General features: G+C 72.8%; 16 protein-coding genes and 1 pseudogene. 4 read left to right on the forward strand and 13 right to left on the reverse strand.

What is annotated here, in order from left to right:
* Positions 1 to 15: 15 nt before the first annotated feature.
* The 4 genes and pseudogenes from ACFY1P_RS06445 to ACFY1P_RS06460 all read left to right on the forward strand — a co-directional run bounded on the left by ACFY1P_RS06445 (position 16) and on the right by ACFY1P_RS06460 (position 5105).
* The gene (locus ACFY1P_RS06445; protein ID WP_390749895.1) at positions 16 to 1599 is read left to right on the forward strand and encodes a sugar ABC transporter ATP-binding protein; all 1584 of its coding nucleotides are present in this window, start codon (positions 16 to 18) and stop codon (positions 1597 to 1599) included.
* Positions 1589 to 3483 (forward strand): annotated as a pseudogene (locus ACFY1P_RS06450) (substrate-binding domain-containing protein). Before ACFY1P_RS06445 ends, ACFY1P_RS06450 begins: the two are co-directional and overlap by 11 nt.
* 28 nt (positions 3484 to 3511) lie before the next feature.
* Positions 3512 to 4417, forward strand: coding sequence for a ribokinase (locus tag ACFY1P_RS06455; RefSeq protein ID WP_390750025.1), 906 nt, complete (start codon positions 3512 to 3514; stop codon positions 4415 to 4417).
* A gap of 184 nt (positions 4418 to 4601) precedes the next feature.
* Positions 4602 to 5105, forward strand: coding sequence for a hypothetical protein (locus ACFY1P_RS06460; protein WP_390749896.1), 504 nt, complete (start codon positions 4602 to 4604; stop codon positions 5103 to 5105).
* 20 nt (positions 5106 to 5125) lie between these two features.
* Here the strand turns inward: ACFY1P_RS06460 and ACFY1P_RS06465 are convergent, their stop codons facing one another.
* The 13 genes from ACFY1P_RS06465 to ACFY1P_RS06525 all read right to left on the reverse strand — a co-directional run bounded on the left by ACFY1P_RS06465 (position 5126) and on the right by ACFY1P_RS06525 (position 21860).
* A complete protein-coding gene (locus ACFY1P_RS06465) occupies positions 5126 to 7216 on the reverse strand; it encodes a SpoIIE family protein phosphatase (RefSeq protein ID WP_390749897.1) in 2091 nt (696 codons plus the stop codon).
* A 182-nt stretch (positions 7217 to 7398) separates the two neighbouring features.
* Positions 7399 to 7986, reverse strand: coding sequence for an ATP-binding protein (locus tag ACFY1P_RS06470; RefSeq protein WP_390749898.1), 588 nt, complete (start codon positions 7984 to 7986; stop codon positions 7399 to 7401).
* Positions 7987 to 8263: 277 nt separating this feature from the next.
* Complete coding sequence (locus tag ACFY1P_RS06475; protein WP_361523629.1) at positions 8264 to 8911, reverse strand: DUF4360 domain-containing protein; 648 nt, start codon at positions 8909 to 8911, stop codon at positions 8264 to 8266.
* 564 nt (positions 8912 to 9475) lie between these two features.
* On the reverse strand, positions 9476 to 11473 hold the full coding sequence (locus ACFY1P_RS06480) for an ABC transporter ATP-binding protein (RefSeq protein ID WP_390749899.1): 1998 nt from the start codon (positions 11471 to 11473) through the stop codon (positions 9476 to 9478).
* 468 nt (positions 11474 to 11941) lie between these two features.
* On the reverse strand, positions 11942 to 12874 hold the full coding sequence (locus ACFY1P_RS06485; protein ID WP_390749900.1) for a D-alanyl-D-alanine carboxypeptidase family protein: 933 nt from the start codon (positions 12872 to 12874) through the stop codon (positions 11942 to 11944).
* Between the two features lie 171 nt (positions 12875 to 13045).
* On the reverse strand, positions 13046 to 13609 hold the full coding sequence (locus ACFY1P_RS06490; RefSeq protein ID WP_361523622.1) for a sigma-70 family RNA polymerase sigma factor: 564 nt from the start codon (positions 13607 to 13609) through the stop codon (positions 13046 to 13048).
* 146 nt (positions 13610 to 13755) lie between these two features.
* The gene (locus ACFY1P_RS06495; RefSeq protein ID WP_361523619.1) at positions 13756 to 14853 is read right to left on the reverse strand and encodes a hypothetical protein; all 1098 of its coding nucleotides are present in this window, start codon (positions 14851 to 14853) and stop codon (positions 13756 to 13758) included.
* Between the two features lie 216 nt (positions 14854 to 15069).
* Positions 15070 to 15456, reverse strand: coding sequence for a GntR family transcriptional regulator (locus tag ACFY1P_RS06500; RefSeq protein ID WP_361523616.1), 387 nt, complete (start codon positions 15454 to 15456; stop codon positions 15070 to 15072).
* Between the two features lie 53 nt (positions 15457 to 15509).
* Complete coding sequence (locus ACFY1P_RS06505; RefSeq protein WP_390749901.1) at positions 15510 to 16496, reverse strand: ABC transporter permease; 987 nt, start codon at positions 16494 to 16496, stop codon at positions 15510 to 15512.
* Positions 16493 to 17446, reverse strand: a complete 954-nt coding sequence (locus ACFY1P_RS06510) for an ABC transporter ATP-binding protein (protein ID WP_361523611.1) — start codon at positions 17444 to 17446, stop codon at positions 16493 to 16495. Before ACFY1P_RS06510 ends, ACFY1P_RS06505 begins: the two co-directional genes overlap by 4 nt.
* Positions 17447 to 17602: 156 nt before the next feature.
* On the reverse strand, positions 17603 to 18835 hold the full coding sequence (locus tag ACFY1P_RS06515) for a serine hydrolase domain-containing protein (RefSeq protein ID WP_390749902.1): 1233 nt from the start codon (positions 18833 to 18835) through the stop codon (positions 17603 to 17605).
* A gap of 309 nt (positions 18836 to 19144) precedes the next feature.
* On the reverse strand, positions 19145 to 20551 hold the full coding sequence (locus ACFY1P_RS06520; protein WP_390749903.1) for an MFS transporter: 1407 nt from the start codon (positions 20549 to 20551) through the stop codon (positions 19145 to 19147).
* Positions 20552 to 20636: 85 nt separating this feature from the next.
* Positions 20637 to 21860 (reverse strand): cytochrome P450, encoded by a 1224-nt coding sequence (locus ACFY1P_RS06525; protein WP_390749904.1) that lies wholly within the window; start codon positions 21858 to 21860, stop codon positions 20637 to 20639.
* Positions 21861 to 21866: the final 6 nt, after the last annotated feature.

The raw sequence follows: 21866 nt of genomic DNA on the forward strand, positions 1-21866 counted from the left end.
AGAGAGGAGGACCGCATGACCGGCGTCGAAGACGACTCCCCGGCCGGTGGCCGGGAGCTGCTGCGGGTCGAAGGGGTCACCAAGTCCTTCCCCGGCGTACGGGCGCTGGACGGGGTGGACCTGAGCCTGCGCGCCGGTGAGGTGCACGTCCTGCTGGGGGAGAACGGGGCGGGCAAGAGCACCCTCATCAAGATGCTCTCCGGCGCCCACCGCCCCGACGGGGGCCGCATCCTGGTCGACGGGCGGGAGGCCGCCATCCGCTCCGCGCAGGACGCCGAGCGCCTCGGTATCGCCACCATCCACCAGGAGTTCAACCTCGTCCCCCGGCTCACCGTCGCGGAGAACATCTTCCTCGGGCGGCAGCCGCGCACCGCGCTCGGCCTCGTGGACCGGCGCACCATGCGCGCCCGCGCCGCCGAGCTGCTGCGCCTGGTGCGCCTCGACGTCTCCCCCGCCACCCCGGTCTCCGAACTGGGCATCGCCCGGCTCCAGATGGTGGAGATAGCCAAGGCGCTCAGCCTGGACGCCCGCGTACTGATCATGGACGAGCCGACCGCCGTCCTCACCTCCGAGGAGGTCGCGACCCTCTTCGGCATCGTCCGCGAACTGCGGGAGAGCGGCGTCGGCGTCATCTTCATCACCCACCACCTGGACGAGATCGCCGCGCTCGGGGACCGGGTGACGGTGCTGCGCGACGGGCGCTCGGTGGCGGAGGTGCCCGCCTCGACGGACGAGGACGAGCTCATCCGGCTGATGGTCGGCCGCGACATCGCCGAGCAGTATCCGCGGCAGCGCCCCGGGGAGCCGGGCGCGCCCCTGCTGAGGGTGCGGGGGCTGACCCGCACCGGCGGCCGGGGCCCGGGCTTCGCCGACGTCGCCTTCGAGGTGCGGGCCGGTGAGGTCGTGGGGCTGGCCGGGCTGGTGGGCGCGGGCCGCACCGAGGTCGCGCGGGCGCTGTTCGGCGTGGACCGCTACGACGCCGGCACGGTCGAGGTGGACGGCAGGGTGCTGGCCCGCGGTGACGTACGGGCCGCCATGCGGGCCGGGCTCGGGCTCGTCCCCGAGGACCGCAAGGGCCAGGGCCTGCTCCTGGACGCCTCGTTGCGCGACAACCTCACCCTGGCGCGGCTCGACCGCGACACCCGCGGCGGGTTCGTGGACCGGCGGGCGCAGCGCCACGAGGCGGCGGCGGTGGCCGAGCGGCTGAAGGTGCGGATGAGCGGTCTCGAGCAGTCTGCGCGCACGCTGTCGGGCGGCAACCAGCAGAAGATCGTCATCGGCAAGTGGCTGCTGGCGGGCACCCGGCTGCTGATCCTCGACGAGCCGACGCGCGGCATCGACGTCGGCGCGAAGGTCGAGATCTACCGGCTCGTCAACGAGCTGACGGCCACGGGCCGCGCGGTCCTGATGATCTCCAGTGACCTGCCGGAGGTGCTCGGGATGAGCGACCGGGTGCTGGTGATGGCCCAGGGCCGGATAGTCGGTGAGCTCGCGGGCGAGGAGGCCACGCAGGACGCGGTGATGGAACTCGCGGTCGGGGTGCCGCACTTGGACAGGACAATGGATCAGAGCGCGATGGAGGGCTCCGATGTCGGCTGAGGTGCTTCGGGCGCCCGGGGTCACCCCCGGGCAGTGGTTCACGAGGGCGGTGCTCCGCAACGGCCCGCTGGGCGGGCTGGTCGCCCTGGTCGTGGTGATGGCGGCGCTGTCCCGGGACTTCCTGGGCGGGCAGAACCTCCTCAACGTCGGTGTCCAGGCGTCGGTGACGGCGATCCTCGCGTTCGGCGTGACGTTCGTGATCGTGTCGGCGGGCATCGACCTGTCCGTCGGCTCGGTGGCCGCGCTCTCGGCGACGGTGGTCGCGTGGGCCGCCACGTCCCAGGGGCTGCCGGTGGTGGTGGCGGTGCCGCTGGGTCTTGCGGTGGGCGTGGTGGCCGGGCTGGTGTCCGGCGCGCTCGTCGCCTACGGGCGGCTCCCCGCCTTCATCGCCACGCTGGCGATGCTGTCCGTCGGCCGCGGCCTCGCGCTCGTCATCTCGGGCGGCTCCCCGATCGCCTTCCCCTCCTCGCTCGGCCGGCTCGGCGACACCCTCGGCGGCTGGCTGCCGGTGCCCGTGCTCGTGATGGTCGCGATGGGGGCCGTCGCGGCGCTGGTCCTGGCACGGACGTACACGGGGCGGGCGATGTTCGCGATCGGCGGCAACGAGGAGGCGGCCCGGCTCTCGGGCATCGACGTCCGGCGCCGCAAGCTCGTCGTCTACGCGCTCTCCGGGCTGTTCGCCGCGGTGGCGGGCATCGTGCTGGCCTCCCGGCTGACCTCGGCGCAGCCGCAGGCGGCCGTGGGCTACGAACTGGACGCCATCGCCGCCGTGGTCATCGGCGGGGCGAGCCTGTCCGGCGGCTCGGGCAAGGCGTCGGGCACGCTGATCGGCGCGCTGATCCTCGCGGTGCTGCGCAACGGCCTCAACCTGCTGTCGGTGTCGGCCTTCTGGCAGCAGGTCGCGACGGGCCTGGTCATCGCGCTGGCCGTGCTGCTGGACACGCTGCGCCGCCGGAGCGCGCGATGAGGGGGCGTACGGGAGCGGTGGCCGCGGCGGCGGCGCTGGCCGGTGCCCTCGCGCTGAGCGGCTGCGACCGCGGCGGCCACACGGATCTGGGGCTCGCGCTGTCCACGATGAACAACCCGTTCTTCGTGGGCATCAAGAAGGGCGCGCAGGAGGAGGCGAAGGCCCGCGGCCTGAAGATCAACATCACGGACGCGCAGAACGACCCGGTGCAACAGGTCAACCAGATGGAGACGTTCACCAGTCAGAACGTCAAGGCGGCGGTCATCAATCCCGTCGACTCGGACGCCGCGGTGCCTGCGGTGGGGGTCGCCAACCGCGCGGACGTACCGGTGATATCCATCGACCGCGGGGTCAACGGCGGCAAGGTCGGTTCGACGATCGCCTCCGACAACGCCGCGGGCGGGCGGCTGGCGGCGAAGACGCTCGCGGAAGCGGTCGGCGGCAAGGGGAAGGTGGCGTTCCTGGAGGGCCTGCCGGGCACGTCGGCCGCCCGGGAGCGCGGCAAGGGCTTCGAGGAGGGCATCCGGGCCTATCCGGGCATCGAGGTCGTCGCCCGGCAGCCCGCCGACTTCGACCGCACCAAGGGCATGGACGTCATGGCGAACATGCTCCAGGCGCACGGTGACCTCGCCGGTGTCTTCGCCGCCAACGACGAGATGGCGCTCGGCGCGTCCAAGGCGCTGGGTGCCCGCTCCGGCAAGGCCGTGAAGGTGGTCGCCTTCGACGGCACGCCGGACGGCATCGCGGCCGTACGGGACGGGGCCCTGACCGCGACCGTCGCCCAGCAGCCCAGGCTGCTCGGCAGGCAGGCGGTGGACTGGGCGGTCCGGGCCGCGGAGCACAAGTCGCTGCCGCGCGAGGTGAAGGTTCCCGTGGTGCTGGTGACCCGGGAGAACGCCGGCGGCTTCGCGGGCTGAGAGGGTTGAGGACGTGAACGAGAAGAAGATGTACGACGTACTGGTCGTGGGCTCGGCCAACGCCGATCTGACGGTCCGGGTCGGCCGTCGGCCTGACGCGGGCGAGACGGTGCTGGGGTCGGACCTGGTGGAGTCGCCCGGTGGCAAGGGCGCCAATCAGGCCGCCGCTGCCGCCCGGCTCGGGACCCGCACGGCCCTGCTGGCGAAGGTCGGTGACGACGCCTACGGCGAGCTGGTGCTGGCCGGTCAGCGCGCGTCCGGCGCCGAGGTGCGGCACGTCGTGGTGGAGAAGGGCGCCCGGACCGGCACCGCGATGATCATCGTCGGCGCGGACGGCGACAACAGCATCGTCGTCTCCCCCGGCGCCAACGCACACCTCTCCCCCGCCGACGTGCGGGCGTCGCGGGAGGTGATCGCCGGTTCCGCGGTGGTCTCGCTGCAACTGGAGATCCCCGAGGAGACCGTACGGGAGGCGGTCCGCGTCGCCCGGGAGACCGCCACCCGCGTCGTGCTCAACCCCTCGCCCCCGCCGGCGGGCGACCTGGATCCCGAACTCTTCGAGGCGGCCGATCCATTGGTCGTCAACGAGCACGAGGCGCGGCGGATCTCCAAGCTCCACTGCGCGGGAGCGCGCGAGTGGATCACCGGACTGCGGAGGATGGGCGCGCGTTCGGTCGTGGTCACCCTCGGCGGGCGCGGCGCGCTGGTCCTGGACGCCACGGACGACGAGCCGGCCGTCGTGCCGGGAGTACCCGCCGAGGTCGTCGACACCACCGGGGCCGGGGACGCCTTCACGGGGGCGCTGGCCGGTCAACTGGCCACGGGGGCCTCGCTGCTGGAGGCGGCGCGGTTCGCCGTGCGGGTGGGGGCGGCGGCGGTGTCGAAGAGCGGTGCGCAGCCGTCGTACCCGACCCGCGCCGAACTCCCCGGGTAGCGGACCCGGTCCGCATATCGTCAACCGCGTTCAACTATCGAACATTTGGCTGTATCTCGTGGGTGACGATGTGTCGCCACGCGGTCGCTCCGCGATACCGTCGGCGTCGAGGTGAACGCGGTGCCGGACGGGGCGGATGGGATCGCCGGGGCCGGGCCGCTCCGACTCGATCTGGAGGACCGACATGTTCCGTGACCGTCCCCGCCGCGCCCTGAGCATCGCCGCCGCCGCGGTGGCCGCCGCCGGCGCCGTGACGATCAGCGTGCTGTCCCTGCAACCCGCCGCCGCCGACGGGGACAAGGATCTCCGCCTGGTCACGGTGCAGAAGGTCGGCACCGAGCCGGAGCACCCACGGACCGGGGACCGCTGGGTGACCTACTTCGACCTGCACACCGCGGCGACCGGCAAGGACGGCAAGGAGACCGCGGGCAAGCGCGTGGGCGACGCCAGCGACCGCTGCGACGTGGTGCTGGCGCGCTACGAGGGCATCGTGACCCAGTGCGAGCGCGTCCTGCGCACCGATCGGGGCACGCTGGTCCTGACCTCCCTGACGAACCGCTTCGGCCGCGGCCCCTATCCGACGACCGCGGCGGTGACGGGCGGCACGGGCAGCTACGCGGGCGCGAAGGGCGAGGCCCACATCACGCTGAAGGACGACGGGGCGGCGTACCGCATCCAGCTCCGCTGAGGCCGTGCGGGAGCCGTCCGTCACCGGGCGTCCGGGGCGGGCTCCGTTTTGACCCGGGCGATCAGCAGCGCCACGTCGTCCTGGTCGTTGCCGTCGCGCAGTGAGCTCAGCAGCAGGTCGCAGGTGGCCTCCAGGTCCTGGGGAGCGCCGGCCAGGACGGAGAGCAGGGCTTCGAGGCGGGTGTCGATGTCCTCGTCCCGGGTCTCCACCAGGCCGTCGGTGTACAGCACGAGCCGGTCACCGGGGGACAGCGGCAGGCTGACGCTCTCGAAGGGGACACCGCCGACGCCCAGCGGCGCTCCGGCGGGCAGTTCGAGCAGTTCGGGGCGGTGACCCGGGCGTACGAGGACGGGCGGCAGGTGGCCGGCGGTGGCGACGTGGCAGCGGGCCTCGTGGGGGTCGTACACGGCGTAGACACAGGTGGCGATCATCTGGTCCAGACCGGTGGCGGTGTGGTCGAGGTGGTGCAGCACCCTGTCGGGGGCGATCCCCAGCTGGGAGAGCGTCCGGGCGGCGGTGCGCAACTGGCCCATGGCCGCGGCCGCGTTGATGCCGCTGCCCATGACGTCCCCGACGACCAGGGCGCTCTTCTCACCTGCCTGCGGGATGACGTCGAACCAGTCGCCCCCGACGTTGCTGGCGGCGCCCGCGGGCTGGTAGCGGTAGGCGATCTCCAGGCCGACCAGGTGCGCGGGCCGCTGCGGGAGCAGATTGCGCTGGAGGGTGAGGACGGTGCTGCGCTCGCGCTGGTACCAGCGCGCGTTGTCGATGCTGACGGCGGCCCGCGCGGCCAGTTCCCCGGCGAGCGCGATGTCGTCCTCGCCGAAGGGCCGGGGGTTGCCGATGCGCTTGAGGTCCAGCGCGCCGAGCACCTCGCCCCGGGCGATCAGGGGAACCGCGAGGTAGGAGCGCAGTCCGGCGCGGGCCAGCAGCTCGGCCGCCGCCCCGTCGCGGGCGATGCGGGGCAGGTCGCGGTCGTGGACCCGGGCGACGCACACGGGCCGCCCGGTGGTCACGCAGCGGGTGACCAGCCGGTCGGCCGCGTACTTCGCGATCTGCCCCGGCGGGTCGGCGGCGCGGACGGCGTCGGTGGCCCCGGCGGAGTCGGTGGAGGCCACGGCGAGGGCGCGGAAGACGGCGGCGTCCCCGTCCGGCGGGACGGCGCGCTCACCGGCCAGCACCGTGTCGAGGACGTCGACGGCCGCGACGTCGCCCAGGCCCGGCACCACGGCCTGGGCGAGCTCCTGGGCGGTGCGGTCCAGGTCGAGGGTGGTGCCGATCAGCACGGAGGCGTCGGCGATCAGGGCCGTGCGCCGCCTGGCCTCGTTGTTCGCCCGGTGCCGGTCGGTGACGTCGACGACGGAGGTGGCGAGGCCGAGGGTGCGCCCGGCGGGGTCCTCCAGGCGGTAGTACGAGACCAGCTGGGCCTGGTCCTCGGTGACGCCGCCACCGGCGCGGCCCACGGCGAAGCGGTCCAGCAGCGGGATGCCGGTGGCCAGCACCTCGCGCATGGCGGACTCGATCTCGGCCACGTCCGCGAGCGGCAGGGCCTCGCCGACGTGCCGGCCGAGATGCTCCTCGGCGGACAGTCCGTGGATGCGCTCCAGCGCGGGATTGACCATGACGAACCGCAGGTCGGTGTCGAGGACGGCGAGGCCGATGGGCGACTGGGCGACCAGCCGGAGCGAGAGGGCGAGGTCCCGCTCGATGTGGCGGAGGACTTCCTGGTCGGTGGCCATCCCGAGGGCGTAGAAGTCGCCGCTGCGGTCCTCCAGCCGCATGTTGCGGAACTCCACCAGCCGGGCGGTGCCGTCCTTGTGCCGGGCGGGGAAGACGCCGGCCCAGGACTCGCCGCCCATCACCTTGGCGAACAGCTCCAGCACCGGCCCCAGGTGCTCGTCGATGACCAGCAGCTCGGCGGCGTACTGCCCGAGGGCCTCCGAGGCGCTCCAGCCGAAGAGGGCCTCCGCCTGCGGGCTCCACAGGACGATCCGCCCCTTGCCGTCCAGGACGACGGCGGCCACGTTGAGCACGTCCAGCAGGCCGCCCGGCTCGTAGGGCGCGCCCGCGGCAGGGCCGGGTTCCGACCGGTACGCGTCGGTCGTCCCCATCGAGGACCTCCTTCCGCCCCAGAGGGTGGTGCGGCGGCCTCGCGCCGGTCGGGCCGGACCGGCAGGTCACTCCGGGTCTCCCCCGGCCGCTCCACCATGTCGCCGCAGCGACTTCCATGGTCTCTCCGAACCCGCTCGGTGCGCAGCCTGTGCGCGTTCGCCCATGGTCCGGGGCGCGGAGGTCAGCGGGCGGGGGCGGGGGCGGGGAGGGCCAGCGTGAACCAGACGGTCTTGCCCTTGGCGGACGGCCGGTGGCCCCACCGGGTGGCGATCTGCTCGACGAGCCACATCCCGCGCCCGTTCTCGCTGTCCGGGCCCGCCTCGCCGCAGCGCGGCAGGTGTCCGCCGGTGTCGGAGACCTGGGCGACGAGGTGTCCCCGTGCCCGGGTCAGCACGAGCTCGATGTCGCCGGCGGCCTCGCTCACGTGGACCACGGCGTTGGTGACCAGCTCGGAGAGCAGGAGGGCGGTGTCGCCGACGAGCTCGTGCAGGCCCCATTCGGCCAGCAGCCCTTCCGCGAACCGGCGGGCGGCGGCCACGGAGCGCACGGTCGCGGGCAGCGAGATCGTGCGGGAGGGGTGCGGCGGGGGGTAGTGCGGGTGCCGCCGCGCGGGCGGGCTGTGCATGCACAGGGGGAGCCCGGCGGTGGCCCAGGAGGACCGGAGGCCGTGCCGTGGCGCGGCGGCCCGGCCGGTGACCGGGTCGGGGTCGCTGGTGACGGCATCGCCCGTGTGCGGGGGACTCACGGTGTCACGGCTGGTTGCAGGCATCTGACTCAAGGGCAATCGAGGTAGCGCGAAGGGCGCCGGCCGGGAACGTGTCTCCGACGCCGGGACGGTCCTGCGGGAGCGGATTTCGGGCCGCTGGTCTTCGCGGTGGTTCCCCCCACATTCGCGCGCTTTCCGCCAGAGGTCTATACCCATTATGTGACCAAGGCCGTGCGGAGTGCTATCGCCGCAGGTGACGTCGGCTGTGGACGGCATAAAGTCCCGGCCGGCGCCGGGGGTGACGGGCCCGCCGGCCCGCCACCCCTCACAGGTGTCGTGCCTACTTCGGGCACTCCTTCCAGGCCAGGTGGTAGATGGTGTTGAGGTTGCCGTCGGTCGAGTCCATGGTCATGTAGCTCGTGGACTTGGTCGGGTCCGAGGTCCCGGCGTTGACGCGCAGCTCGGTGTTGATGTTGAAGTTGCGCTGCTCGCCGCACGGCGCCCAGACCAGGGACGCGATGTCGACCTGGTCGGTCGCCTGCCAGTTGTCGGCGTAGGCGCCCTTGAAGTTATGGATGCTGGGGACGGTCTGGGACTGCCCCTGGAAGTAGTACGACGCCTTCTCGGCGCCGGTCGCGCCGTTCTCCAGCTGGGCGTAGCCGCGGTAGTCCGCGCTGGCGATGGCGTAGGTGAAGCCCTGGGGCACATGGACGATCAGGTTGAGCTGGCAGTTCTTTCTCGCGTCGGTCGGCTTGGACCCCAGGCCCACCTGGGCGAGGTAGTCGCTGTAGGTCACCGTGAAGGCGGTGTTGTCCGGCGAGACGGCCACCGCGGCGGTCCCCTGCGGGCAGCCCGAGCCGTTCACGGTCGCTATCTCGATCACGATCTTGTCCGGCGGCGGGTTGACGATGACCGAGGGACCGTACGTGGAGAACGGCGCGCTGAACAGCGCCGCGATAGTGGCCCCTGCGAAAAGACCGGCGGGCATGGCTCTCTCCAATCGTTGTCCTGGACTGAGCGGTCGCATTCCGGCCGGACGCCGGGGGACGGATTCCGGAAACGGAATGAGTGAGAACTGAACGATTTCAGGGCATGATCATGACAAGTCATGCCCGGGGGTGACCCGTGGGGACGGGAGCGTTCGAATGGTAGGAGGCGGCACACCGGTCCGCCAGAGTCGGCGTCGGCCATGCGGCCTCTTGGCCGGTATTGGCCGACGCCCGACTCCGTTCATTTGGCCGAGAGTTCGGGGAACGCGTGGCTCAAGTGAACACAGAGGAAGGAGATGAGGACCGCCGCCGTGATCACACCGAGGCACCCGAAGACATCACGCAAGGTGCTCGCCAGGGGACCCAGCGGCGGCCGGGCGGGCGGAGCCGACGGTTCGGGCACGACCGCGGGCGGAGCCGGTGGTTCGGGAGCGGGCGGAGCCGGCTGAACGGAAGCGGACAGCCGAACAGGCGGGGGCGACTGCTCCGAGGGGGACCTGGGATGCGGCAGGGACGGAGCGGAGGGCGAAGGCCGGGACGAGGACGGGGCGTCGGTGCGGCCGTCAGGCCTGGGCGGGCTGTGCATGCGGGGAACCATTGCGCCTGACGGGGTCGGGGACGGATCGCGGAGCGGGCTCGATGCCGTACTGGGCGGCCTGGAGCTCGTACATCGAGCGGTACAGCCCGCCCTCGACGGCCATCAGCTCCTCGTGGGTGCCTGCGCCCACGAGGTGGCCACGGTCGAGCACATAGATGAGGTCGGCGGTCGCGGTCGCGGCCAGCCGGTGGGTGATCAGCAGGACGGTCGTGCCCTCGTCGGTCAGCGTCCGCAGCGAACGGAACGCCTCGGCCTCGGCCTTGGGGTCCAGCGCGGAGGTGGGTTCGTCCACGATGAGCAGGGGCGCGCGGCGGTAGCGGGCGCGCGCGCTGCCCAGCCGCTGCCACTGGCCGCCGGAGATCTGGGTGCCGCGCTCGAAGCCCTTGATGACCAGGCTGTCCCACTGATGCGGAAGGGAGTTGACGACATCGGTCGCGCCTGCGTCGGCGGCCGCTCGGTCGATGAGCTCCTGGTCGAGCCGCCGACCCGGCCGGCCGATGTGGACGTTGGCGCGGGCGGTCATGGGCCAGCGGGGGAAGTCCTGGGACAGGACGGCGACCTGGTCGAAGAGCTGGTCGCGGTCCGCCTCCCGGACGTCGACGCCGTTCCAGGACAGACGGCCCGAGGTCGGCAGATAGAGCCCGGCGATCAGCTTGGCCAGGGTGGTCTTGCCGGAGCCGTTCGCCCCGACCAGGGCCACGACCTTGCCGGGCGGAACGGCCAGGCTGACCTCGCGGAGCGCGGGGACGGTGGTGTCGGGGTAGACGAACGAGACCTTCTCCAGCCGGATCTCGCGCACCCCCGCCGCCAGCGGCGTCCCACCGGAGGGGATGGCGTTGCGCTCGGCGGTGCGGCAGGCGTCCTCCAGATCGCCCAGATACATCGCTTCCTCGTAGAGGCGGTTGACCTGGATCACCAGGGAGGTGAGCCCGGCGCCGCCGGTGCGTACGGCGATCACGGCAGTGCCGGCGACCGCCAGGGGCACCCCGCCGGAGGCCAGCAGCAGCCACAGCACGCCGTACGCGGCGACGGCCGCCAGCCCGGACAGCGCCGAGGACGCGCTCTGGGTGACCGCCTGGGCGCGGGACAGGCGCTGTTGCTCCTTCTCCATGGTCGCCGCCATGTCGTCGTAGGCGTCGACGAGCATCCGGCCCGCGCCGTGGACGCGGATCTCGGCGGCCGAGTCCTGGCTGGTCAGCCTGGAGGTGATGACGGAGATCGCGCGCCGGTGCTCGATCCAGGCGTGCCGCGAGGCGTACTGGCGGCGGGCGGAGACGACCGCGCCCCAGCCCTTGGGTGCCGCGATCAGCAGCAGCATGAGCACCAGCGACGGGTGCAGCAGGGCCAGCACACCGGCCGCGGAGACCAGCCCGATCAGGGCGTTGACCACGAGCACCGAGGAGCCGAGCATCCTCCGCACCGCGTCGGTGCCGAAGCGGCCCGCGTCGAGCTTGCGGTGGAAGTCCTTGTCCTCCAGCATCGCGAGCTCCACCCGGACCGCGGTGCGGTAGAAGCGGGCGGTGCACACCCGCTCCACCTTGGGCTCCAACTGTCCGGCGGCGGCCACGGAGACCGAGGCGAGCAGGGCGGAGGCCGCGCTGACCGCGGTGACGGCCAGGAGGGCGGGCAGCCCCCGGTGGATCCGCTCGGGGGTGGGCCCGGAGGCGAAGAGGGCCACGAGCACCTGATTGGTGGCCACCAGCCCGAAGGCGCGGGCCGCGCCCTGCCCCAGCTCGGCGCCCAGCAGGGTGAGCAGTGCGGCGGGGTCCTCGCGCCAGGCGGCCTTCGCCACCGTGCCGGCCATGGCCGGGAACTGCCGCGCCATCGACCGGAAGGTGAGCCTCAGGAGGGGCTTCCCGTGGTTCACGAACGCCGCGTCGCACCGCAAGGCGCCGCCGAACAGCAGCAGTTCGCTCGCCGAGACGGGGATCGTCCGTGGTGCCCGCCCCTTGAGGACGGTCATCGTGCCCCCGCCGCGGCGGGCTGTGGGCGGCGGGCTCGCGGGGCGTTCCGCGGGTCGGTCCGGGCGGACATGGCGCCTCCAGGGTTCGGTGGACGAAGCGGTGGGGGTGTGCTCCCGTTCTTGGGCAGGGCCCATGGGCATGCGAAGGCCGCGGGGGTGGGCGGCGACGTGCCGAGGAGTCGGAGTGGGGGCGGCGGGCCCCGGCGGACGGCGGTGCGGTCCGGTACAACCGTCGGCGAACGCGGGGATCCGATGTCCGTTTCCGGACAGGAAGGACTCTATCTCCGCCTGCGTGCCGGGAAGTTCGGCATCCGGCACTTCCCGGCTGCCGGTTCACTCGTTCAGGTACAAAACAGTGCCGTTTCCTGGGAAGTGACGGACACTCACACAGGCATGCCCGCACACGCGGAGCCCGGACCTCCGGTCGGGGTCCGGGCTCTCGGGGATCGTCGGCGGGGGCGGGCGGCTTCAGTCCTCGCGGGCCAGCGGGGGGAGCTTGCGGAGCTTCAGCTCGGTGTGCTTGCCGTAGGCGTAGTCGAGCATCCTGGCGGCGTCGGGATAGCGGGCGGTGGCGTCGTCGAGGATCACGCCGACCACGGCGCGGCCCCGGCGCTGCGCGGCGAAGACCAGGCAGGGACCGGCGGCCGTGGTGGTGCCGGTCTTGATGCCGATGACGTCCTTGTAGGAGCCGAGCAGCTTGTTGGTGTTGTACCAGGTGTAGAGGCGGTTGACGTTGGCCGCCTTCTGCTGGGTGTTCAGAGAGCCCATGACCTGGCGGAAGGTGTGGTTCCCGAGCGCGTGCCGGGAGAGCTTCGCCAGGTCGCGCGGGGTGGTGAGGTTGCCGCCCCGGGAGGAGATGCCGTCGAAGGAGTCGTAGGTGGTGCGGCTCAGCCCGAGTTCGGACGCCTTCTTGTTCATCATGGCGATGAACGAACGGGTGCGCGCCCCTTCGTCGTCGCCGCTGCCGAAGGTGTCGGCGAGCGCGTAGGCGGCGTCACAGCCGGACGGCAGCATCAGCGCGTAGAGCAGCTGCCTGACCGTCAGCTTGTCGCCGGTACGGAGGTCGGCGGTGCTCGCTCCGGTGCGTGCGACGTAGTCGCGGTAGGCCTGCTTGACCTCGATCTGCCGGTCGAGGTCCGCCCCGTGGCCGTCGAGCACCACGACCGCCGTCATGATCTTGGTGGTGCTGGCCATCTGCCGCCTGGTGTCGGCCTCCTTGGCCCACAGCTGCTTGTCGGCACCGCTGTCGAGCAGATACGCGCCCTTCGCGGCGACCTTCGGCGGGCCGCTCGCGCCGGCGGCCTCCGCCATGGGCGCCGGGAGCGCGAGGACGACGGCCGTGGCCGACGCGATCACCGCCGCTCCCCAGCGGCCGGCCGATGCTCCCCCACATCGCTGCATACAGGCTCCAGTTACTCGGATAGTCGGTTCGGGCGAGCGCATCGTTGCACCGGTCGCCGCAGGTGACGAAATCCGCCTCACCAAAGGGTGATTGGGGCCTCGCATGCTGACGGAAGGAGGGTGTGGGCATGTGATAGAGGGACGCCTTGCGCGCGTCCCGCCCGGGAAGCGTCAACTCCCGCTGACGGGATGCCCGACGGACAGGCCGGACGCGAGCTTGCGCTTCGCGTGGCCGATGTGGGAGTGCACCAGGGCCTCGTCGGCGCCGAGCAGGCTCGCGACCTGGACCACGCTGTATCCGATCACGTGGTTGAGGACGAGGGCGTCGCACTGCCGCTCGGGCAGCCGGGCGATCGCCGCGTACAGCGCCATCCGGTTCTCCAGCAGCTCGAACCGCTGCCGGCACTCGGTGGGCAGGCGGGTCACGCAGCCGAACGCGGCCGTCACCAGCGCCGAGTCACGGCCGCGCACCGCGAGCCAGGCCGCCAGGTGCTCCTTGAGCGACGTCCAGGCGTACGAGTCGGCGGACGGCCGGCGCAGCACGTGCGGCCACTGCCGGCCCAGCTGCCCGAAGACCGCCGCCACGATCTCCTCCGCCGCCTCACCGTCCCCGGTGTGCACATGGACATACGCGCACCAGCGGCTCGCGTGCATCTCGCGGAAGGCGGCGAAGGTGATCGCCAGTCGACGGCTGCGCATGCGGAGCGGCGGGAGCCGGTCCGTCTCTCCAGTCACAGATCCCTCGATCCGTCGTGCGGTGCGTCCAATGAACCGGAAGGCGGAGCTGGTTGTGCGGCAACACGTCAAAAATTTTAACTCTCCGCAGCGGCATGATTACTCGCGCGCGACAGTGAGGTGCCTTACCTCCCCGCCCCGGGCGTTCAGATCGCGTAGCGCCAGATCGTCAGCATGTACGCGCCGTACCAGCAGCCGAACGCGGTCGCCGCCGTCAGGGCGACCACCGCCGTGCGCGGACGCGCCCGGGCCAGTGCTCTCGCCGCGGGCACCAGGAAGAGCAGGCCCGGCACCAGCAGACGCAGCTTCGAGTGGGAGTAGTTGCTCTGGCAGAGCGTGAGGACGAGGATGCCCGTGCCGTGGACGAGCAGCGGCGGCCACGCGTCGCGCCGCCAGGCCACGACCGTCGCGCAGACCAGCCCGAGCAGAAGCACGGCCGTGCTCACCGGCACCCAGCCCTCGCTGTGGCCGAGCGAGTCGCGGAGGAAGCCGAGGAACGCCGCCCCGTTGTCCCAGTGCGTGCCCCACCCGGCCTCCTGGATGGAGAACCACGCGTCCAGGTCACCGATGCGCGCCCCCACCCACCACAGGTACAGGGGCGTGCCCGCGCAGGCCAGGGCGAGGGCCGCCAAGGGGCGGGCCCGCGGGCGGCGTTCGCGGAGCAGTTCCAGGGCGACTGCCACGGCCAGGGCCGCCACCACGGCCGCGGCTGCGGGCCGGGTCAGCCCGGTGAGCAGCGCGAGCGTGCCCGCGGTGAGCCAGGCGCGGCGGTGCGCGGCCAGCAGCGTCCCGGCGGCCAGCGCGAGGAACAGCGACTCGCTGTACGACATGAGGAACGCGACGGCCATCGGCTGCGCCCCGGCGAGCAGGACGGTCCCGATGACGGCGGTCCGCCGCCCGTACAGCCGGGTGAGGAGGGCCTGCACGACGATCAGCGCGGCGATCAGCGCGAGGTGGGCGGTGACGATGCCCGCCGTCTCGTGACTGAGGCCCGTGCAGGTGTGCACCACGCGGATCAGCAGCGGATACAGCGGGAAGAACGCGAGGTTGTTGCCGGTGAGCCTGCCGTCGGCGGCGTAGGTGTAGTCGTCGGGATAGCCGTTGGCGGCTATGTCGACGTACAGCTTGCCGTCCCAGGAGAGCAGCGACTCCCGCAGCCCGGGGCCTTCGGGGCCGGCCATCGCGGCGAGCAGCACGAGGTGCAGCACGGTGGTGGCGGCGTAGACCGCGAGGGCCGGCCACACCCACGGGAAGATACGTTTCGCCAGGCGCCGGGCCGGCGACGCGGGCAGCGCCGGCCCGGCGGCCGGCTCCGTCGCCGGGCCGGGGTCTCCTGTGCGGGAACCGGGTATCGGGACCGGATTCATGGTGTCGTCATGCCATTCGTCGATCGGCGGTCGGTGGATTCGGTGCGCTGTGGGTGCGGGGCGGTGCCGCGGTCCCGGCAGCCTCGGCCCCGCTCATCCGGCGGGGAAATGGTCCGCGCGTGCCGCCGTGATGAGGGCCGAGACGTCTCCCCAGTCCAGGCCCGCCGCGCGTGCCCGGCGCATCCATTCCGACAGTTCGCCGAGGAGCGGGGAGTCGGCGAGGGGGCTCCGCTGTGCCGGGACCGCGCTGACGAAGGTGCCCACGCCGGGGCGGGGTTCGACGAGCCCGAGGTGTTCGAGCTCCCGGTACGCCTTCAGCGTCGTGTTCGGGTTGAGCTTGGTGTCCCGCGCGACCCGCGCCGCGGTGGGCAGTTGGTCGCCCTCGACGAGGATGCCCATCCGCAGCGCTTCCTGGACCTGCTGGACGATCTGGAGGTAGGCGGCCATGCCGCTGTGCCGGTCGATCCTGAACTCGACCATGTCGCCCGCCCCTCATCCCGTCCGTCTGCGTGTGGACCGGACGGCTTCGCGGATCACAGCGGCCGCCGGCGGATCCACCACACGGTGAAGCCCGCGATCACGAGGGCCGCCGCCAGCAGGATTCCGGCCCACGTCCACTGCATGCCGCTCATCTGGTCGTGGGCGAAGTATTCCAGGCGCTCGGCGACGATGCCCTTGTCCGCCCTGCACTGGGCGGGCGTGTGCTCGTTGGCGCAGGCGCCGAAGCCGTGGAGCTTGCCCTGGGCGTCGACGGTCCAGTTGTCGAAGCGGGCGCCGCCCGCGGGGACGGCGGGCTGGCCCTGCTCCACGGGGTTGGTGATCTGCCGGGGTGTGAAGGGCAGCAGCCGGATCCGGTCCCACACGAGGTTCATCGCGAAGCCGAAGCCGAACGCCAGCACCATGGCGGGCACCACCCGGCGGACGGCCACCCCGAGCGCGATGCCGACGGCGAGGTAGAGCAGCGACAGGGCCACCGGCGTGGGGCCGGTGGTGTCGAAGTCGCCGCTCTCGGTCCAGTCGGCGAAGGTGACGCCGTGCACCGCGCGCCACCAGTAGCTGAACGCGGCGGAGAGCACGACCGAGCACACCAGCGTGACGAGCACCGCCACGCCGGTCTTGGTGGCCAGCCAGCGGCGGCGGGTCATCGACTGGGTCGTCACCAGCTTCAGGGTGCCGCGCTCCAGGTCACCGGCGATCAGCGGGGCGCCGAGGAAGACGCCCGCGACCACGGGCAGCATCGACATCATCCAGGAGCCGTTCTGGAAGGCCGACGCGTACGCCGTGTTCTGGAAGGCCATCCTGAACTCGCCGTCCGTGGCGCCCGCCCGGCCACCGGCCAGATAGTCCACGGCCGCCGCCCGCTCCCACAGCATGTAGACGCAGGCCGACGCCGCGAGGACCAGGCAGGCCACCAGCGCCGTGCGGTGCTGGCGCCAGACCAGCCACGGCATGCCGCGCAGCAGACGCGGCGGCCGCTTCCCGGCTTCCGTCTCCTTCGGTGTCCCTACGGCCGGGCTCATGGCGCCGTCCCCTCTTCCCCGCGCTCGGCGCGGTCCTCGTTCTCGATGCCGGCGTCCGCGGTCAGCAGGGCGGGGGCGCCGGGCGACCGCAGATAACCCAGCAGCACCTCCTCCAGGCCGGCCGCGGTGACCTTCCACTCGCCCTCGACCGGGCCGCGGGCGCGGATCAGCGCGGTGAACTGACGTCCTGTGGTGCGCGACTCGACGACGGTGTGCCGCGCGATCTCCTCCGGCACTCCCTCCACGAGGTGCGCCCCGGTGACCATCCGGTGGGCTCCCAGCAGCTCGTCGACCCCGCCCGCCAGCCGTACGCGGCCGTCGGCGACGGCGAGCAGGTGGTCGCACATGGTGGCCACGTCGGACAGCTGATGGGAGGACATCACGACGGTCGTGCCCTGCTCGGTGGCCTCGGCCATCAGCAGCCCGGCGAGCTCGTGCTGGGAGAGCGGGTCGAGCGCGGCCAGCGGCTCGTCGAGCAGCAGCAGTTCGGGCCGCTTGCCGAAGGCCAGGGCGAGCGCCAGCCGGGCGCGGTGGCCGCCGGAGAGCGTGTCCACGCGCGCGCCGAGCGGGATCCTGCCGGACCGCACGATCCGCTCGGCGGTCGCCTGGTCCCAGCGGGGGTTGAGCTCCGCGCCCAGGCGCAGGGTGTCCTCCACGGTGAACCGCGGGAAGAGCGGCTTGTCCTGGGCCACGAAGGCGCAGCCCGCGAGGACCCCGGGGTCCGTCACGTCCCGGCCGAGGAGCCGCAGGCTGCCGGTCGTCGGCCGGACGAGCCGGGCCGCGATGCCGAGCAGGGTGCTCTTGCCCGCGCCGTTGGAGCCGACGAGCCCGCAGATCGATCCGGCGGGCAGCCGGAAGGAACAGTCGCGCAGCGCCCAGTTCTTCCGGTAGCGCTTGCCCAGCCCCCGCGCCTCCACCGCCCAGCGGCTCGCGCCGTCGGCTGGTCTCATCCCACCCATCGCCCACCTTGCTAATTAACTAGTCAGCTAGTGGAATGAGCATTATGGATCACGGGACCGCATGTCAACACGACGGAGCAGGACGGCCGAAAGGGGCGCAATCCCGCCGCATCACGGCGAACTTGCACCCCTTTTGCGCGTTTTGACCTATTTCACGGAGCTGTTCGCGCCCGGCCGTGCGCACAGGGCGTTGTCGACGAGCCCGCGCGCGGCGGGGCCCAGCCGCGCGGGGTCGGGGCGGTCCCCCGCGCTGGTGATCGACACGGCGACGGACCGCTTCCCGTCCGGGGTCACGCCGGTGCGGGTGTACGAGCCGAATCCGTCGCCCTCGTGCGTCCAGTAGCCGCTGCCGCAGGAGAGCGGGACCCAGCGCAGCCCGAGCCCGTACTCGCCCTGCGGCCACTCGGCCAGGTCGTCGGGGTCGTCGGTGCGGGCCACGGTCCGCCGCATCTCGGCCAGTTGGGCCTCGGACAGGAGCTTGCCGGTGACGAGGGCGCGGAAGAAGGTGTTGAGGTCGCCGGTGGTGCTGATGACCGCCGAGTCCGCGGTGTGCTGGAGGCTCTGCTCGGTGACGTCCAGCCGGCCGCCGCCGGGCAGGTCGAAGTACACCCGGGCGTGTGGGCCGGGCATGAAGGGGTTGGCGCCCGCGACGCCGGTGCCGCGCAGGCCGAGCGGGGCGATGACGCGGTGCTCGACCTGCTCGCGCCAGCTCAGGCCGCCCGCCTTCTCGGCGATCAGGCCGGCGAGGAGGTAGTTGGTGTTGGAGTACGCCCAGCGGGGGTGCTCGTGGTCGGGTGTGAACAGCGGCCGGTGGCGCATCGCCACGGCCACCCACTGCCCGGCGGGCGTCGCGTCGTAGCGGTGCTTCTCGAAGTCCTCCAAGAGCGCGCCGGAGAGCTCCGGGTCGTCCACGTAGTCGAAGAGGCCGCTGGTCTGCTGGAGAAGGTCGCGGACCGTGATCCTCGACCCGTCGTTGCCGTTGCCCGCGACGACGCCGGGCAGCCACTTCTCGACCGTGTCGTCCAGCGACAGCCTCTTCTCGGCGGCCAGTTGGAGCACGACGGTGGCGGTGAACGTCTTCGTCGTGCTCGCCGTGCGGAACCGCGCGTCCCACGGCACCTGCTCCCCCGTCGCCGACCTGGCACGGAGGGTGCCCTCGCCGGTGGCGACCTCGGCGAGGACGCTCACCTTGCCGCCCGCGGCCCGCACCGCGCGCACGTCCGACTCCAGGGTGCGGGTGCCGTAGTGCCCCGCGGCCGGGCCGGAGGCGCTCGCCTGCGGCACCACCGCGATCCCCGCGGCGACGGCCGCGGCCACGCTCACCGCCGCCCCCAGCCGGCCTGCCTTCGACCAGCGGCTCTTCCGCCCGTGCGCGCGCATCGTCCTCGTCCCCCTGGGTGTCCCGTGCCGGTGGAGGGCCGTTCCCTCCCCGCGCACCCAGCAAATCAGCGGCGGCAGGGGCGGGCCAGGGACGTGGGCCCCCGGCGGGGGTGGGGAAAACCCCCCTTTCCGGCGGCGGGCACGGAAGGGCCGGGCGGCCCGGCGCGGTGGGGTCACCGCGCACACGGGCCGCCCGGCCTGGTGTACGTCGTGCCGACGGCCGTCAGGCCGGGGCCGCGCCAGGGGAGCGCGTGAGCCCGGAGGGTTCGGGGGCTTTCGTGCCTCCGGGCTCCACCGTTACGTACACCGTCAGGCCGCTTCCTTCGGCCGCGCGCGGGGGATGAAGAGGCACACGACCGCGGCGGCAGCGGCCGACGCGAGAATGAACTCCCAGCCGTGGTCGAACGAGGTGACGAGGTCACCGCCGTGCGGCGCGGCGAGGAAGGCGACGAGGAGGGCGACGCCCAGCACCGAGCCGACCTGCCGGGCCATCGTCACCACGGCCGAGCCGGTGGAGAAGCTCTGCGGCGGCAGGGCGGTGACCGCGGCGCCGACGAGCGTGGGCACGACCAGGCCGACCCCGATCCCGGTGAGCAGCATGCCGGGGAGCAGGCCCGCGGCGTAGTCGTGGCCGGTGTCGAGGCGGTAGATCCACCAGGCGATGCCCGCGGCGAAGAGAACGCAGCCGATCGCGGAGACCGCGGCCGAGCCGAGCCGCCGGATCACGGGCCCGATGCCCATGGCGAAGCCGGGGACCATGAGCGGCCCGGGGGCGATGGCGAGGCCGGTGCGCAGCGGGGACCAGTGCCACACCTGCTGGCACCAGAGCACGGCGGACAGCAGCATCGCGCCGAAGGCCACCGCGAAGAGGAGGTTGGCGAAGGTGGAGGGTCCGACGGCGGGCACGCGCAGCAGGTGCAGCGGCAGGATCGGCGAGGGGTGGCGGGAGGAGCCGTAGAGGAAGAGCGCCAGCAGGACAACGCCCGCCACCAGCGAGCCGATCGTGCGGCCGGAGGTCCAGCCCCAGTCCTCGCTCTTGACCAGGCCGAGGGCGAGGACGGCGATGCCGAGGGTGAGGAGGGCCGCGCCCACGAGGTCGAGCCGGGCGGTGGCGGGGCGGGCGGGCGTACGGGGCAGCACCCGCACGCCGAGGACCAGCGCGAAGACGCCGATGGGCAGGTTGACCAGGAAGACCCAGCGCCAGTCGAGCTGGGTGAGCAGGCCGCCTGCGACCGGTCCGAGCGCCGCGGCCACACCGCTGATGGCCGTCCAGCCGCGGACGGCGGCGACCCGCTTCTCGGGCGGGGCCGCGGCGAGCAGGATGCCGAGGGAGGCGGGGATCAGCATGGCCGCGCCGACGGCCTGGACGACGCGGGCCGCGACGAGGACCCACACCCCCGGCGCCACCGCGCAGGCCGCGGAGGCGGCGGTGAAGACGGCGATGCCCAGCAGGTACGCCTGGCGGGGGCTGGTGCGGTCCGCGAGGCTGCCCGCCGGGACGAGCAGCGCGGCGAAGACGACGGCGTAGGCGTTGAGGATCCACGACAGGGACGCCAGCGAGGAGCCGGAGAACTGGTCGCCGATGTCGGGCAGGGCGACGTTCACGATGAACATGTCGAGGTTGGACATCGCAACCCCGGCTACAACGACGGCGAACACTGGACCGAAGCGGGGCTTCGTCGCACTGCCCGCCTGAGCGGCGGCAGTCTGAGTCATCGCTCTCCTCGTTCGTGGGTTGGCTTTTCCAACTCACTGGAGCATACAGCGTCACTCAGCGCTGACGGAATGTGATGTGGGCCGCTCACCCACACTTCACGGGGAGTTGGCCGAAGCCGCGCTGAACGAGCTGGTCGCGGAAGGTGGGTTCACCCGCGGGCGCGAGGCCGGGGAAGCGGCGCAGCACGGCGGGCAGCGCGAGCTCCGCCTGCATCCGGGCCAGGCCCGCGCCGAGGCAGTAGTGCGCTCCCCCGCTGAGGGTGAGCGCGTGGTTGCCCTGCCGCCCGGGGTCGAAGACGCCGGGGTCGGCGTACTGGCGCGGGTCGCGGTTGCCCGCGGCGATCAGCAGCGTGACCTTCGTGCCGGCGGCCACCGGCACCCCGAAGAAGTCGAAGTCCTCGGCGGCCATGCGGTTCAGGGCCTGCGCGGCGGGGTCGAAGCGCAGGGTCTCCTCGACGAAGCCGGGGGCGAGCGAGGGGTCCTCGCGCAGCCTGGCGGCGTGTCCGGGGTGCTCGAGGGCGAGGCGCAGCGCGTTGCCGATGAGGTCCATGGGGGCCTCGGTGCCGGCGACCAGGAGCAGCATGAAGTTGGCGACCAGCTCCTCCTCGCTGAGTTCGCCCGTGGCGTCCCGGAGCCGGACCATCTCGCTCACCAGGTCGGTGCCCGGCCGGGCACGCCGGCGCGCGGCCAGGTCGGTGAAGTAGACGGCCAGTTGATCCATCGCGGCGTCACCGGGGGCGAGCTGGGCGAGGTCCTGAACCGGCTCCAGGGCAGTGGTGATCGCGCCGATGGCACCGCGGAAGCCCGGCTGTTCCTCCTCGGGTATGCCGAGCAGCTCCCCCATCACGGCCATGGGCACCCGGAACGCGAACTCCGCCATGATGTCGACCGGGGCCCCGCCCGCGCCGAGGTCCGCAAGCCGGTCCACGAGCCCGCCGATCAGGCCCTCCAGGGCGGGCCGCAGGGCCGCGATGCGGCGGGGCGTGAAGGCGACGCCGAAGAAGCGGCGGTAGCGGTCGTGGTCGGGGTTGTTGCTGAAGAGCATGTTCCTGGTGAGCCAGCGCCAGGAGGAGTGGTCGCGCCAGCCGGGCAGCAGCGCGTCCTGCACGGCGGCGTCCGTGGACAGCAGGGCCGTCTCGCGCAGGGCTCTGGAGCATTCGGCGTGCCCGGTGACGACGAGCTGGCCCGGCCCCAGCGGCAGGATCGGGCCGTAGGCGCGCAGGGCTTCGTAGAGGGGATAGGGGTCGCGCTTCCCCCGGGGGGAGAGGAGGGTCGTCATGGCGGTGCGCGGGTCCGTGGCGGTGGTCATGGGTCT

Source organism: Streptomyces sp. NPDC001407, from assembly GCF_042895325.1.
Lineage (GTDB): Bacteria > Actinomycetota > Actinomycetes > Streptomycetales > Streptomycetaceae > Streptomyces.

Coding starts and splice junctions, on each gene's coding strand:
- ACFY1P_RS06520 (WP_390749903.1), bottom strand. CDS start 20,551: ATGACTCAGACTGCCGCCGCTCAGGCGGGCAGTGCGACGAAGCCCCGC.
- ACFY1P_RS06460 (WP_390749896.1), top strand. CDS start 4,602: ATGTTCCGTGACCGTCCCCGCCGCGCCCTGAGCATCGCCGCCGCCGCG.
- ACFY1P_RS06445 (WP_390749895.1), top strand. CDS start 16: ATGACCGGCGTCGAAGACGACTCCCCGGCCGGTGGCCGGGAGCTGCTG.
- ACFY1P_RS06505 (WP_390749901.1), bottom strand. CDS start 16,496: ATGAGCCCGGCCGTAGGGACACCGAAGGAGACGGAAGCCGGGAAGCGG.
- ACFY1P_RS06485 (WP_390749900.1), bottom strand. CDS start 12,874: ATGCAGCGATGTGGGGGAGCATCGGCCGGCCGCTGGGGAGCGGCGGTG.
- ACFY1P_RS06475 (WP_361523629.1), bottom strand. CDS start 8,911: ATGCCCGCCGGTCTTTTCGCAGGGGCCACTATCGCGGCGCTGTTCAGC.
- ACFY1P_RS06465 (WP_390749897.1), bottom strand. CDS start 7,216: ATGGGGACGACCGACGCGTACCGGTCGGAACCCGGCCCTGCCGCGGGC.
- ACFY1P_RS06500 (WP_361523616.1), bottom strand. CDS start 15,456: ATGGTCGAGTTCAGGATCGACCGGCACAGCGGCATGGCCGCCTACCTC.
- ACFY1P_RS06470 (WP_390749898.1), bottom strand. CDS start 7,986: ATGCCTGCAACCAGCCGTGACACCGTGAGTCCCCCGCACACGGGCGAT.
- ACFY1P_RS06480 (WP_390749899.1), bottom strand. CDS start 11,473: ATGACCGTCCTCAAGGGGCGGGCACCACGGACGATCCCCGTCTCGGCG.
- ACFY1P_RS06510 (WP_361523611.1), bottom strand. CDS start 17,446: ATGAGACCAGCCGACGGCGCGAGCCGCTGGGCGGTGGAGGCGCGGGGG.
- ACFY1P_RS06525 (WP_390749904.1), bottom strand. CDS start 21,860: ATGACCACCGCCACGGACCCGCGCACCGCCATGACGACCCTCCTCTCC.
- ACFY1P_RS06455 (WP_390750025.1), top strand. CDS start 3,512: ATGTACGACGTACTGGTCGTGGGCTCGGCCAACGCCGATCTGACGGTC.
- ACFY1P_RS06515 (WP_390749902.1), bottom strand. CDS start 18,835: ATGCGCGCGCACGGGCGGAAGAGCCGCTGGTCGAAGGCAGGCCGGCTG.